Annotated in this window: 11 protein-coding genes; 1 reads left to right on the forward strand and 10 read right to left on the reverse strand. The window is 67.6% G+C overall.

Features of this window, described 5'->3' with window-relative positions; translation table 11 throughout:
- Window positions 1–9: 9 nt before the first annotated feature.
- Together HB662_RS10975 and HB662_RS10980 are read right to left on the reverse strand one after the other, a co-directional pair.
- On the reverse strand, window positions 10–348 hold the full coding sequence (locus tag HB662_RS10975; protein WP_168049422.1) for a transcriptional regulator domain-containing protein: 339 nt from the start codon (window positions 346–348) through the stop codon (window positions 10–12).
- A 122-nt stretch (window positions 349–470) separates the two neighbouring features.
- Entirely contained in the window at window positions 471–737 is a 267-nt protein-coding gene (locus HB662_RS10980) for a DNA -binding domain-containing protein (protein ID WP_168049755.1), read from the reverse strand.
- A 152-nt stretch (window positions 738–889) separates the two neighbouring features.
- Here HB662_RS10980 and HB662_RS29940 point away from each other — a divergent pair, with 152 nt between their 5' ends.
- On the forward strand, window positions 890–1,207 hold the full coding sequence (locus HB662_RS29940) for a helix-turn-helix domain-containing protein (RefSeq protein ID WP_168049756.1): 318 nt from the start codon (window positions 890–892) through the stop codon (window positions 1,205–1,207).
- Between the two features lie 140 nt (window positions 1,208–1,347).
- Here the strand turns inward: HB662_RS29940 and HB662_RS10990 are convergent, their stop codons facing one another.
- The 8 genes from HB662_RS10990 to HB662_RS11025 form a co-directional block, all read right to left on the reverse strand.
- Complete coding sequence (locus tag HB662_RS10990; RefSeq protein WP_168049757.1) at window positions 1,348–1,665, reverse strand: DUF736 domain-containing protein; 318 nt, start codon at window positions 1,663–1,665, stop codon at window positions 1,348–1,350.
- Window positions 1,666–2,129: 464 nt separating this feature from the next.
- Window positions 2,130–2,669 (reverse strand): hypothetical protein, encoded by a 540-nt coding sequence (locus tag HB662_RS10995; protein ID WP_209443227.1) that lies wholly within the window; start codon window positions 2,667–2,669, stop codon window positions 2,130–2,132.
- Window positions 2,670–2,771: 102 nt separating this feature from the next.
- Entirely contained in the window at window positions 2,772–3,704 is a 933-nt protein-coding gene (locus tag HB662_RS11000; RefSeq protein WP_209443228.1) for a DUF2493 domain-containing protein, read from the reverse strand.
- Window positions 3,705–4,318: 614 nt separating this feature from the next.
- Window positions 4,319–7,075: an AAA family ATPase gene (locus HB662_RS11005; protein WP_168049759.1), complete on the reverse strand. Its 2,757-nt coding sequence runs from the start codon at window positions 7,073–7,075 to the stop codon at window positions 4,319–4,321.
- A 380-nt stretch (window positions 7,076–7,455) separates the two neighbouring features.
- The gene (locus HB662_RS11010) at window positions 7,456–8,484 is read right to left on the reverse strand and encodes a DUF7146 domain-containing protein (RefSeq protein ID WP_168049760.1); all 1,029 of its coding nucleotides are present in this window, start codon (window positions 8,482–8,484) and stop codon (window positions 7,456–7,458) included.
- A 62-nt stretch (window positions 8,485–8,546) separates the two neighbouring features.
- Complete coding sequence (locus HB662_RS11015; RefSeq protein WP_168049761.1) at window positions 8,547–10,667, reverse strand: ParB/RepB/Spo0J family partition protein; 2,121 nt, start codon at window positions 10,665–10,667, stop codon at window positions 8,547–8,549.
- Between the two features lie 77 nt (window positions 10,668–10,744).
- Window positions 10,745–11,164 carry a hypothetical protein gene (locus tag HB662_RS11020; protein WP_245185576.1) on the reverse strand — a complete coding sequence of 140 codons (420 nt, stop codon included), beginning with the start codon at window positions 11,162–11,164 and terminating at the stop codon, window positions 10,745–10,747.
- Window positions 11,165–11,208: 44 nt separating this feature from the next.
- Window positions 11,209–12,129 carry an ArdC family protein gene (locus tag HB662_RS11025; RefSeq protein WP_168049762.1) on the reverse strand — a complete coding sequence of 307 codons (921 nt, stop codon included), beginning with the start codon at window positions 12,127–12,129 and terminating at the stop codon, window positions 11,209–11,211.
- Window positions 12,130–12,137 lie beyond the last annotated feature (8 nt).

Here is a 12,137-nt window from a genome sequence, read left to right on the forward strand (position 1 = left end):
TGCAGCCCGTCACTCGCCGGGCGTGGCGAGCTCACCCACGGCAGGGCAGCCGGTGAGGGTGGCGAGAACGACAACTGCAAGGCCGAGAGCGCCACGGTGGAGGAGCAGATTAGTGGTGCCCAGACCACCCCTGCCGCTCGCGCATTCAGCGCCGGATCGGCCGGGAAATCGCAACCCCCAGTGCTCGGCGACTGCTTCGGCCGCATCGTCGGGCGGCGCGTCGTCGAGCTGTTCCCAATCGCGCTCGTAGCGCGGGTTGCGCCGAAGGAACTCCCAGGCGAGATCGCTTGCCGAGGCGTTCTCCAGCTCTGCATAGGCGGCCGCCGACCGCCAGTCTCGCGCCGGCATGGCAAGGCTCCGACAGGGGACGGAATTTAAGCTCCGCACACAGTATGCCGACAGATGCAACCATTCCGTGCCCTGTGGAGTCGCACGGCGAGCAACACGTGTTGCCCCTTGCGCAACGTCGCTCAGCTGCTCGAGCCCTGTCGCAGCAGATCGCGATAGCCCGATTCCGTCATCCAGCGGGCTCGAGCGAGGTGGCTATCGTGGATACGCCGCGCGCGATCTGGATCGCTGCCAGCGTCAAGGCCAAGCACGATCCGCGCGACTTCCCGCCAATCCGCGCCCTCAGATGCCGCATCGAGTAGCCGTAGGTAGGCGACTTTGTGCGCAAGGTCATAGGCCGTAACGCGCGGCTCATCTGGCGGGGTGTCCAGGATCGTCGTGGCGGTCATAGGGGCCCCTCAGCCCGGTATCGTTCGCGTGAGCACAGGGTCACCGATCTGTGCGGCAAACGCCAGACGTGGCGTTACATGGTGGAGGCCGCGAAGCATTTACACACTATAGAAGATAAACTCAAAGTATGTAACGCGCCAAGCGTGCCGGCATGGACATGCGCCGGCTGGTCGGGAGGAATGTGCGTCGGATCAGGCTGGAAAAGGGCCTGACGCAGGAGGCATTCGCCGAGCGGTCAGGGTTCAGCCAGCAGTATCTCAGCGACCTTGAGCGTGGCCGGCGCAATCCAACGGTGGTGACGCTGTTTGAGCTCGCCACTGCGCTGGGTGTCAGTCACGTCGCGCTGGTCGAGCCGGATGGCGAGGATGCGCGAGTGACCCCGCTACGGCGTGGGGGCCAGCGCAAGGAGAGTGCAGACAAAGCACTCGCGCGAAATGCAGGCGGAGCATCCAAGGCGACGATGTCGTGATCCAGGTTGGTGCTGCATTACAGCTGGCAGGCCGATCAGTGGTGTGAGCTCGCCGGTCGGGTCTGGGAGCCAGCCTAATCCCAGAAGGGGCCGCGGCGTCACTGGCGCCCCGCCCATCCGGGCGGGGCGCTGATGGCCGTTCACTCCCTGCTGCGGTTGCCGCTGGGGCGGGACCAGATCAGCTCGAACTCGCCGCCCTCCATCTCGAAGAGGTTCGCCAGGATCGGCGCTGGCAGGGAGGGGTCGTCAAGCTTGACCGAGAGGTAGTCGCGGCCCTCGTTCGAGGTCTTCTTCCACGCCGCCCCGATCTCGGCGCGGCCGGCGAAGATGCGGAAGTCGGGGGCCTTGTCGCTGCTCTTCTCGGCCGGACGGACCTGGACCTTGGCGTCGAGAGTCAGCGTCGAGACCGTGCCGTTGAAGCCGTCGCCGGTGCGGGTGAAGGTGCCGATGGTCGCCATGACTGTCTCCTGTCTGTCGATCGGGCCGCGCCCATCGCGGCCTCGATGGCGATCGTCCGGCCGGGGGCGGGCGCCGACGCACCCCGGAGGGGCCGCAGCGCAGCGGAGGACGGGGCTGGGAGACTTTCTTGCCTCGCGAGGAATGCGCGGCACGCGCAGGGGAAGAAAGTCGCACCGGCGCCGTTGCGGCCGAGGCGCCCGAGGCGTCAGCCATCCCTCGGCCAGATCAGGCCATCCGAGGCAGCGTGGCAGCGCGACACCGGACGGACCATGGAGACAGCAGGCGACTGTCGCCGCGCCCGCACAAGCGCGATGAACTAGGCATCGCGGTCACGGCGCCCAAGGCGTGTTCAAGGGAAGATCCGGCCGGAACGGGGAAGGCGAAACGCCAGTCCTGTTGCGCATCATCCTGGCTATACGGGTCGCGGCGCGGATGTTCCCGACGGGGGTCGCCCTGCTTCGTTTCAGCTGCGCGATCCCGATGACGGTGCGGGCAGGCGTGCCGCGGAAGAGGATGGCAGGCGAGGCTGATCCGGTCCCGCCGCTTTGGCGAACTCAGCGTCAGGGCGGCCAATGGTGACCTGCCTCGGCTGGGTGCCGAAGCCCGCGAACGCAGCCAACTGCGCTGCCGCTGAGACACCCACCACGAGGCCGCCGATCGCCGCGAAGACGTGGCGCCAGGCTTCCGACGGCACAAGCAGCGCCGAGATCCCGAGCACCGCGTGGTAGCCCACGACGGCGGCCGGTGCGGCGAACAGCAGCGCGATGACGGCCCGCAGGGCGAGCGAGCGCACGGACGCGAAGAGCAGTTGCGCAGCGAACAGCGCGACCACACCCGCGATGATGCCGACCAGTATGGCGCCGATGACCCCCGCGCCTGTCTCGAACGCCCACATGCCGACCGTCAGCCCAACGAAGAACGGCACGGCGTAGATAGCGAGTGTGAACAGCAGCACGAGCATCGTGCCGAGGCCGAACAGGCTGACGATGACACCGAGCGTCATTCGACCCTCCCCGGTCGAGGCGCGATGATGCGCCCCGATTATAGCGGATCGCGGTCGCCCAGCGGTTCGCCTTTGCGCGAGCGCATCATGGTGCGGGCGGCGCTACCCGCCGCCCCCGCGGAAGTCGAAGAGCGGGATGCCGAGTCGCTTCGCCTTATCGGCCAGGTTGTCGGTGACGCCCGAGCCGGAGAAGACGATGACGCCGATCGGCAGCGTCTCGAGCAGCGCGTCGTTGCGCTTGAAGGGCGCGGCCTTGGCGTGGCGGTGCCAGTCCGGCTTGAAGACGATCTGCGGCACCTTGCGCTGGTCGGCCCAGCAGGCGGCGATGCGCTCGGCGCCCTTCGGCGTGCCGCCATGCAGCAGCACCATATCGGGGTGCTTCGCATGCACCCGGTCGAGCGCGGCCCAGATGCGCTGGTGGTCGTTGCACTCGACGCCGCCGGCGAATGCGATGCGCACGCCCGGCGGCAGCAGCGGCTCGGCCTCGGCGCGGCGCCTGGCGGCGAGGAAGTCGCGGCTGTCGATCATCGCCGCGGTCATCGTGCGGCGGCTGACCATCGAACCGGCGCGCGGGCGCCAGGCGGAACCGGTGTGGTGCTCGAAGTGCTCGGCCGCGGCATCACGGAGGAACTCGAAGGCGTTGCGGCGCTCGATGAGCGTGAGGCCCTGGGCGAGGAGGCTTTCCAGCTCGACGGAGCGGACCTCGGAACCGTCCTGCTCGCGCTGGGAGCGCTGCTGGGCAACCTCGTTGGTGTCGAGCTCGCGGCCGATGCGGTCGATGCCGCGATGGAAGAGGTTGACCAGCGACCAGAGCAGGTCGGGCAGGTCGGGCTCGAGGCGCGTCTCGCCGAGGCTGGCGACCAGTACGTCGAAGATGTCGGCGACGGCGCCGGAGAGGCGGTCGGGATCGGGCAGTGGCCGAGGGTCGGGCTCGTCGGCGAAGGGGCGGTAGCCGTGGAGCTGGAGCTCGTCGAGCAGGTGCGCGGTGGCGGAGGCGGCGTGGGTGGGTTCGGTGTCGTCGAAGCGGTCGGTCATGGCCGGGTCCTCGCTGTCACGGGCCGCGCCCATCGCGGCCTTCGTGGCGATCACCCGGCCGGGGGCGGGACGGACCGGCACCCGCAGGCGAAGCCGGAGGGCCGCAGCGCAGCGGAGGACGCCGGCGCGCGGCTTTCTTGCGTCGCGAGGAAGCGGCCCGTCAGGGCCGCGGGGAAGAAAGTTGCGCGACGGCGTTGCGGGGAGGGCCCGGCTCCGGCCCGATCGCCAGCGAGAAGGCCGTGGGCGCGGCGATGCGCGAGAGACTGCCGACTGACACCTGGCCAGCCCAGTACGTCCACTGCTTCCACGTTCACCCCATGTCGGTACTCAACGACAAGTTTTGGCCGTATCCGCACGGTCTGCTTTTGGAAAGCGGTGGCCAGTAAGCGGGCCGTTCATGCGGCGCATCATCGAGCAAAATTTGCCTCGTCAGCTCGCGACCTCATCCGAGCCGTTCGATGGCCCACTGTGAAGTTTTAGCTGCCATGTAGGCGGTGGCCGCATGAGACCGGATCGGTATGAGCCGGCAAAGCTTATCGGGTGCGCAGAAACACCGCACTGTGTGGACTCAGAGACGCAATATGCATCGGCGATCGGCGGTGGCAGAAGCGTCTCTACTGTCGTTGCGATAGTGACTTGTAGTAAATCCTGGCCGCGCCCGGAGTGGGCTCGAAGGTAAAGCAATCGCAATAGTCATCGATCGCCTGCATCACGCCGAGCAGGGCTGGGCCGGAGAATGCCGCTGCCTGGCCGGTGCCCCAATGGCTTAGGAAGTTTCCAACGATCGTCACCATGTTGGTGTTCAGGCCGGCTTGCTGGGCCGCGTCGAGTTGGAGGCTGTTGGCGGCCTTGTGCAGTTTGACGGCCGCCTCAATGGCCTTAAGGAATTCGCCCGCCAATTGCTTGTCGTCGTTGAAGGCGATGTCCACCGGCACCGGGATGCGGAGCTTGCTGATGAGATCGCTTAATCGATATTCCAAATACTGCCGCACGCCTTCCTTTGCGGAGTCGACCTGGCCGGCTTGAAGCATCGAAATGGTGCGGTCGCGCACCTTGTTGACCGCTCCGGCCTGCGGCAAGACGGCAACCTGCGGCGATCCCTCGAGGCGCTGGTGCCACCACGCTCCCGAACCGCTGTGCTTGTTGAACAGCTTTTCGAGCATCGTGTCGTGGCTCAACAGGATCACCTGCGGTCCTGTCGCGTTTCCGGGCCTCGCGAAGGTGGTTCTGATGAGTTCAACTAGAAAGTGCTGGTGCCCGGCGTCGAAGCTGGACGTCACATCATCGAGAACTACGAATTTCGGCAGTCCGCCGTAGAGAGACGCGGCCGCCAGATAGAGCGAGATCGCGAAGGCGTTGCGGAAGCTCTCGGAGAGAAGCGCCTGGGGCGAGACGTTCGTTAGCCCGTAGAATTGGGTAAGGCCGATGCGCAGTTCTTCGCTATCTGCCTTTTTCGAGACGGCCGGCTCGACGCCGTGAAACGACATCTTCTTGAAATACTCCTTGAAGACGGGCTCGACGGCAGCGAGGCGCGCCTTGCTCATACCTGCCTCGGCCGTCGCGAAGGTCTTGGATGCATCAACGAGAAAGTCACGAACCCGATCAACACAGGCGTCTCTTACCGCTTCTTCCGCAATCGCATTCCGGGATTGCTCGAGCTTATTCCAGCTATCCTGCAAGCGCCGCGCGGTCTCCACTTTCTTGGTCACCTCGACCGACGACGGCGGCAATTCTTTCTCGAGCTGGGCCTGCTCGGCTGCCAACTGCGCATCGATCTCGCCAGCCCTGGTGCGCAGCGCCGCAAGATGTTCCACCAACGCCTCGGCTTCCGCCTTGGAGATCGAGCCAGCGGCGGCTCGGGTATTCCGGGCGGCGAGTAGGCGTTTTTCGGCGGTGGACTCCATCGTGGATTCGAGTTGAAGAAGCTCAGTCCACCCGGACGCACTCCATTCCGTCGCCAGCGCCGTAGCCGCCTTATCCAAGGCCTCGAACTCGGAGAGCTTGGAGGCAATGTGGTCCCGCAGGCTGTGAGTTCCCGTCCCATCGCAAAGCGGGCAAAGATGCGGATCCTCCCACTGTTCGGTTTCCACGACCTTCGAGCCTGCCTGATAAAGCTGGAGCATCAGATCGCCGGCGGTCCTTGCCACCGCGTCCTCCCGCTCAGCGGCAAGCGCGGTGAGTTGCGCGGCCCGCTCCGCAGTTGGAGCCTCATGATTAACTTTAGCGAGATCGCTACGCTCTCGGATGCAGGTGCCAAGGCGCTCGCGTTTCGGCCCGCCCTCGGCATCCTTGATCGCCTCGATGCAGGCGTCGATGTCGATGGCTGCGAACGCCTTTCCTTCACAGACAGGTTTCAGCGGCGCGATCTGGGCCAGCGCGTCCTGGCACTTCTCTTTCGCCGCCGTTGCATTCAACTCCCCAATGGCCGCGCCAACTAGAATCTCGTAGTCGTTGGCAATTGCTGCTGCCAGATCACGGGCGGTCCGCTCTTCGCGCGTCTTGTTTTGCGCATGGGCAGCAACACTGAAGTGATTGTTGAACGCGCGCGTGTTCACCAGACCCGCGAGAGCTTGGCGAAGATCGCTGTATGCCGATAGCCCCAGCAACCCGGAAAAGGTACGTCCGCGAACGAGTGGCCCCGCAGCGATGAACTTCTGAAAAGTCGGTCCATCGAGGAATACGAACTCGCGATTGAGCGCGGTCAGAATCGCGCTGGTATCCCAAGGCGCGGTGGCTGCGACCGAGCGATGGCCTAGCGCGTTCCGGCCGATGGTGATCGCGCATTTTTCCCCGCCGGGTTCGGCGACGAGCCGGAGCTTTATAGTGGACTGACCGGTCGAGTGAAATCGATTCTGGTAGTAGTCTTTGTCCCGCTCGGCGGCGGGGAGTTCATCCAGCCAGGGTAGCTTTCCGGTGATCGCGTAACGCACGGCGTCGTAAACGGATGTCTTGCCGACGCCGTTCACCGCCGAGATACTGCTGACCTTGTCGGGCTGCAGCCTGAGCTCGAGGGGGTGCCCCTCATTGTTCACGCCTCTGAAGCCTTCGATCGAAACGCCTTCAAGTAACCAGCCGGTCACTGGCGGCAGGGGCGCGGCCAATGGTTGGGCGGTAGCCGCGTTAGCGGGCGCTGCCGCGACCTCTACCTCGCTTGTGTTTTTGTCCTCGGTGGGCGGCGCGGCGCAAATCTCGAACAACCGATCCCAGACTTCATCCGCCTTGTACGTTCCCTCGAGAAGCGCCGTGAATTGCTTTCGCATTTCCGCTCCCAGCGCGGCGTCCATCTCGTCGATATAGTTTCCGAACGCGGATAGATTGTCGTCGAGACTTGCATTCTCGTCGAATGCAAAGGCAGCTGCCCGTACAGGCATAATATACAGCCCCCCATTTTTGCCCATTTCAATTATGACGTGATTACTTCGTGGGCACAAGTGTCGGAGGTTTGATCGGGGTGAGTGGCGCGGTGGCGATAAAGCCGCCGCCAGCAGCGCCCAAGGTGCCAGAACCCGTGAATGCCACGCTGCCACTGAGAATCATGCTTGGAGGGCAATTCATGACCCTCCAAATGATCGCGCGCGGTGGATTTTGTCGAAGCCGCTCTGAACCCGAATAGTGATGCCACACCGTCAAGGTCGCCAAGTACTAGCCGAAACGTCCGCTTCTTGGCGATGGCAGGGTCTAGCTGAAGGTCCGCGATGGGCGCGAAGCGGACGAGGGTCATGCCCGCGTTGAGATGACCGTTTGGCTAAGGTTAGCCATTGCCGGTAGGCAGCAGGGCTGCATCCACAGGTGCCATCTGCACGCGCACCCACGCGGCCAGCTCGGCAGCTCCGATCTGGCGTAGATCTTCGTTGAAGTCTTCCGAACGCGGGCTCAGGGCGACAGACTCAATGCCCGCTCGCCCGGCGCACTCGGTTAGCATTGCGGCAGCTCGGTTGCCCGCGTGGTCGCTGTCTTGGGCAACGTAGAGTCGACGCACACCAGGCGGCAGGACAAGAGCGACGAGATGACTCGCCGATAGCGCCGCGATCATCGGCAGCGTGGGCAAAACACAGCGCAGTGCGAGCATCGTCTCGATGCCCTCGCCTACCGCGACGACCTCCTGTGCGGCGCCGAACCGCACGCCATTCCCAAGCAGTCGGCCCATCGCCCGCCGCGGGGTCGCGACCGGCGCCTTGCCGCTGCCGTCACGCGCGAGCCAGGTGCGGTGTACTCCGGTGATCGTGCCGCCGAGGTCCGTCACCGCGGCGAGCAGCGCGGGCCACGTCTCGACTGGCGCGTTCTCGTTGGCGCGGTAGTAGCAGCGGGGGTGGAAGCGCAGTGCCGGCAGGTCGTCCAGGCACGTGATGCCGCGCGCGCGCAGATAGGTCTCGGCGAGCGTCCCCTTGATCGGCTGCCCGGCGTTGAACAGCCGGCACGCCGCATCCGGGGAGCCGGCCGCGACCGGCGCGCGCGGCTCGGGCCTTTGCGGCGCGGGCAGGCTCAGGAATCGCCGAGCCTCCTCCAGCACGTCGCGCAGGCAGTCGAGGCCACCCGCCCGGGCAATCAGGTCCAGCAGGTCGCCATGATCGCCCGTCGCGGCGTCGGTCCACTTCCCGGCGGCGCCGCTGCCCGTCTCCGGCCCGTGCAGCCGCACGAACAGGCTGCGCCCCGGCGTGTTCGCGACATCGCCCACGGTCCACCAGCGGCCCTCGCGCTGGCCGTTGGAGAGGTAGTGGCGGCAGACCGCCTCGGCGTTGCGGGCCAGGCGGCGCGCGAGCGCGGCGGCATCTTCGCGCATCGGTTCCTCCATGAAGATGCGGGCCCGCCTTGCGACGGGCCCGCGAGGTGCAGGGAGGCCGGTTACTCGGCGGCGATGGCGGCGATGGGGATCGCCGCCGTCTCATTGTCCTCGGCCGGCGGCGCCGAGACGATGGCCGTATCGCCGCCGTCCGCCGCCGATTCCGCTTCGCCCTCCGACGCCGCCTCTGTCTCCGGCTCCACCGCTGCGAAGACCTGGCCCGGCGTGCGCAGCGGCTCGGGCACCCAGCCGGTGCCGGCGAGCAGCTCCTCGGCCGCCGTCGCCATTTCCGCCTTCTTCAGGCCGGCAATGCGCTCCGCCGCCCGCGAGCCGCGCGCCTCCCGCACGGCGGCGAGGATGCGGCCCTTGGTGACGCGGCCGAGATAGGCCTCCGCCGTCGGCCGCCAGCCGACCGCGGCCATGTCGAGGCTGACCGCCCCGGCGATGCGGTCCGCGTGCGCGATCGCCTTGGGCCGGCGGTTGTAGCCCTCGTGCACCGCGTTGACCGTGAGGCCGACGCAGTGCGCGAACAGCGCCTCGCGGCTGTCGGCGTCGAAGCCGGCGAGGGTCGGCCAGAGCTCGCCAGGCTCCGCAGGCATCTGCGCCTGCCAGCGCGCGTGGCGGGCCTCGATGGCGCGCGCCGAGGTGGTGTCGGCGAGGCCCAGCGCCTGGGCGGAGAACAGCGCGCTCTTCGGCTCGATCTCCAGGCAGGAGTCGAGGCCGTAGCGATAGAACAGCCGCAGGCAGAGCGCGTGCAGTGCGGCGAGGAAGGCCGTCTGCGGATCGGCGGCTAGCGCGTCGCGCAGCGCGAGGGTGCGGTGCGCGGTGAGCTCGGTCAGCAGCCGGTCGGGCAGCGGGCGGATGCCCTCTTCCTCCTCCGGCGGCTCGACGGGCGGGGCGGCCGTGCCGGTGTCGGGCTCGGAAGTGGTCTCGCCCTCCGTCTCCGGATCGCCCGATCGCTGGTCGGTCCCGACCTGCTCCTGCTCCGGCTCAGCCGCGACCGGCGGCTCGTCCTCCGGCCGGACGTAGCCGCTCTCGACGCGCAGCGCGCCCGACCCATCGATGCTGACGAAGACGCCGGCGCACGCCATCTCCTCAGGATCGTAGGCGACGGGCCGATCCTCGAAGGCGGCGAGCGCCTCCTCAATCTCGGCCAGGCGCCGGTCGGTCTCCTCCGGCACCTCGTCGGCCTCGGCGCAGTCCTGCTCCAGCCGGTCGAACTCGGCCTGGAGCGCCTCGCGCCGCGCCGTCTCCTCCTCGGTCAGCGGCTGTGCTTCGCCGGCCAGGCGACGGAGGCCGTAGCTGTGGCCGTAGGGGAAGTCGGGCGCGGCCTCGACCCATCGCCAGCCCTCGGCGCGGATCGCCTCGGCCTCGCGCTCCAGCCGCTCCCGCGCGAGGCGGTCGAGCAGCCCGGCATCCTGCCACCAGCCGCCGTCGTCGGGCTGGAACAGGTCGCGCAGGATCAGCCCGCCCGCGGCCTCATAGGCCTCGGCGCCGACGAAGCGGGCGCGCTTGTCGGAGGCGCGGACGGCACCCTCGGTCAGCAGGCGGCGTATCTGGTAGGGCTCCTTGGTGTAGGAGCGCTGCAGCGCCTCCCAGACCTGCTCCTGGCGCTCATGGTCGGGGCTAACGGTGAAGGCCATCAGCTGTTCGAGCGTCATGCCGTCTTCGGCGTAGAGGTCGAGGAGGCGGGGCGAGACGGCGGCGAGGCGCAGCCGCTGCCGGACGACGCTCACCGAGACGAAGAAGGCCGCGGCGATCTCCTCCTCCGAGCGGCCGCGCTCGCGCAGGGCCTGGAAGGCTCGGAACTGGTCGAGCGGGTGCAGCGGGGCGCGCTGCACGTTCTCCGCCAGGCTGTCCTCCTCAGCGATGCCCTCGGTGCGGATGATGCAGGGGATCGGCGCGGTGCGGGCGAGGCGCTTCTGCTTCACCAGCAGTTCCAGCGCGCGGTAGCGGCGGCCGCCCGAGGGCACCTCGAAGGTGCCGGTCTCGCGGCCATCGTCGTCCAGCACGGGGCGGACGGTGAGGCTCTGGAGGAGGGTGCGCCGGGCGATGTCCTCGGCCAACTCCTCAACGGCGATGCCGGCCTTGATGCGCCGGACATTCGCCTGGCTGAGCACAAGGCGGTTGAAGGGGATGTCGCGCGAGGCGGACAGCGCGACCTTCGGGGCGGACTTCGACATGGGGGGTCTCCATGACGGGCCGGCCGGGAGCCTCTCTCCCTACCCCTGAACCCGTCACGATGACCGCCTCGGCCCTCTCACTCTGTTCGCGCCGCTGGTGCGGGACAGGGTGCGAGGTTCCACACCTCCGCGCCGTCCGCACGATAGGCATCCGCGACATCCGCGAGTGGCGCGTAGGAGAACGCATCCCAGGGCGGCGGACTGGCGGGCTCGCCGACCGCGACCATCGGGCCGCGCACCGCGAGATCGCAGACGACCTCGAAGGGGAGAGCGCAGCTGTCGATCACCGGCAGGCCAGCCGCGATGCAGGCCGTCTTGATGGTCTCGCAGTCGTGCCCACTGAGATATCCACCGCGGGCGAAGTAGAGGGTAAAGCCGCCGCGGCCGATGGCGAGGTGACCACCCTCGGTCGTCAGAGCTTCGCGGATGTAGTGGCCATAGCGCTCCTCTGCCTCTGACGCGATGAGCGGAACCATGGCGCTGTGCTGCTGGGTCATGACACGGCCTCCGCCACATGTGTTTCATCGGTGACCGCGTCGGTCTAGGGCGCGAAGGCGAGCAGGAAGTCGGCCGCCTTTGACGCTGCGCTCGCCGCCCGAACGATCGCGCGATTGTCCTCGCGCAGCACCTCCAGCCAGGAGCCGATGTAGTCGGCGTGGCGCACCGTCGGCACGATGCCCAGGTCGGCGCAGGTGAAGGCCGCGGTCATCTCGGCGACCAGCTCCTCCTGCGCGTACTTCTTCGAACCGAAGCTGTTGGCGATCTCGCGGCCAAGGCGCGACGCGTGCCCCGTCCAATGGCCGAGCTCATGCAGTGCAGTCCGGTGCCAGTCGATCGGCTGGAAATAGGCCTGCGGCGGCGGAACGCGGATGATGTCGCCGAGCACGTCGTAGTAGGCGCGCTCCCCGCCGATGCGGACGTTGGCGCCGGAGGTCGCGATCAGCGACTGGACGCGCGGCTCGATAAGCGAGGTATCCGCGGGCGGCGCCGTCGCGGCGAGTTCGGGCGGCAGTCCGTCGCACTGCTCGACGTTGAATACGGTAAAGCGCTTGAGGAAGTGGATCGCGCGGGCGTCCTTGCCCGTCTCCTGCGCGCGCTGGCGTTCCTCGCCGGGAATGAAGCGGTCGGCATAGACGACGGTGGTACCGCGCTCGCCCTTTCGCACGCTGCCACCGAGCGCAAGGGCCTGGCGGAAGGTGAGCCAGCTCTGGCCGGCGTAGCCGCGCTCGACGACGGCTCCCCAGAGGATCAGGACGTTGATCCCGGAGTAGCGCCGGCCGGTCGCGGCGTTCTTCGGCAGGGCAAGCGGCGCGGCCACACCCGAGGCTCCCCAGGGCTGCACCCAGGGCAGCCGCCCGGCATCGAGTTCAGCGATGATCCTGTCGGTGATCTCGTCGTAGAGGTTCGCGCGGTCACCCGAGGCTCGGCCGCTCGGGGCCGGCCGCGTCGCGGAGCGGGTCATGGCGGTTC

Source organism: Falsiroseomonas frigidaquae (assembly GCF_012163145.1).
Taxonomy (GTDB): Bacteria; Pseudomonadota; Alphaproteobacteria; order Acetobacterales; family Acetobacteraceae; genus Falsiroseomonas; species Falsiroseomonas frigidaquae.

Coding starts and splice junctions, on each gene's coding strand:
- HB662_RS10990 (WP_168049757.1), bottom strand. CDS start 1,665: ATGGCGACCATCGGCACCTTCACCCGCACCGGCGACGGCTTCAACGGC.
- HB662_RS29940 (WP_168049756.1), top strand. CDS start 890: ATGGACATGCGCCGGCTGGTCGGGAGGAATGTGCGTCGGATCAGGCTG.
- HB662_RS10975 (WP_168049422.1), bottom strand. CDS start 348: ATGCCGGCGCGAGACTGGCGGTCGGCGGCCGCCTATGCAGAGCTGGAG.
- HB662_RS10995 (WP_209443227.1), bottom strand. CDS start 2,669: ATGACGCTCGGTGTCATCGTCAGCCTGTTCGGCCTCGGCACGATGCTC.
- HB662_RS10980 (WP_168049755.1), bottom strand. CDS start 737: ATGACCGCCACGACGATCCTGGACACCCCGCCAGATGAGCCGCGCGTT.
- HB662_RS11025 (WP_168049762.1), bottom strand. CDS start 12,129: ATGACCCGCTCCGCGACGCGGCCGGCCCCGAGCGGCCGAGCCTCGGGT.
- HB662_RS11000 (WP_209443228.1), bottom strand. CDS start 3,704: ATGACCGACCGCTTCGACGACACCGAACCCACCCACGCCGCCTCCGCC.
- HB662_RS11010 (WP_168049760.1), bottom strand. CDS start 8,484: ATGCGCGAAGATGCCGCCGCGCTCGCGCGCCGCCTGGCCCGCAACGCC.
- HB662_RS11015 (WP_168049761.1), bottom strand. CDS start 10,667: ATGTCGAAGTCCGCCCCGAAGGTCGCGCTGTCCGCCTCGCGCGACATC.
- HB662_RS11020 (WP_245185576.1), bottom strand. CDS start 11,164: ATGACCCAGCAGCACAGCGCCATGGTTCCGCTCATCGCGTCAGAGGCA.
- HB662_RS11005 (WP_168049759.1), bottom strand. CDS start 7,075: ATGCCTGTACGGGCAGCTGCCTTTGCATTCGACGAGAATGCAAGTCTC.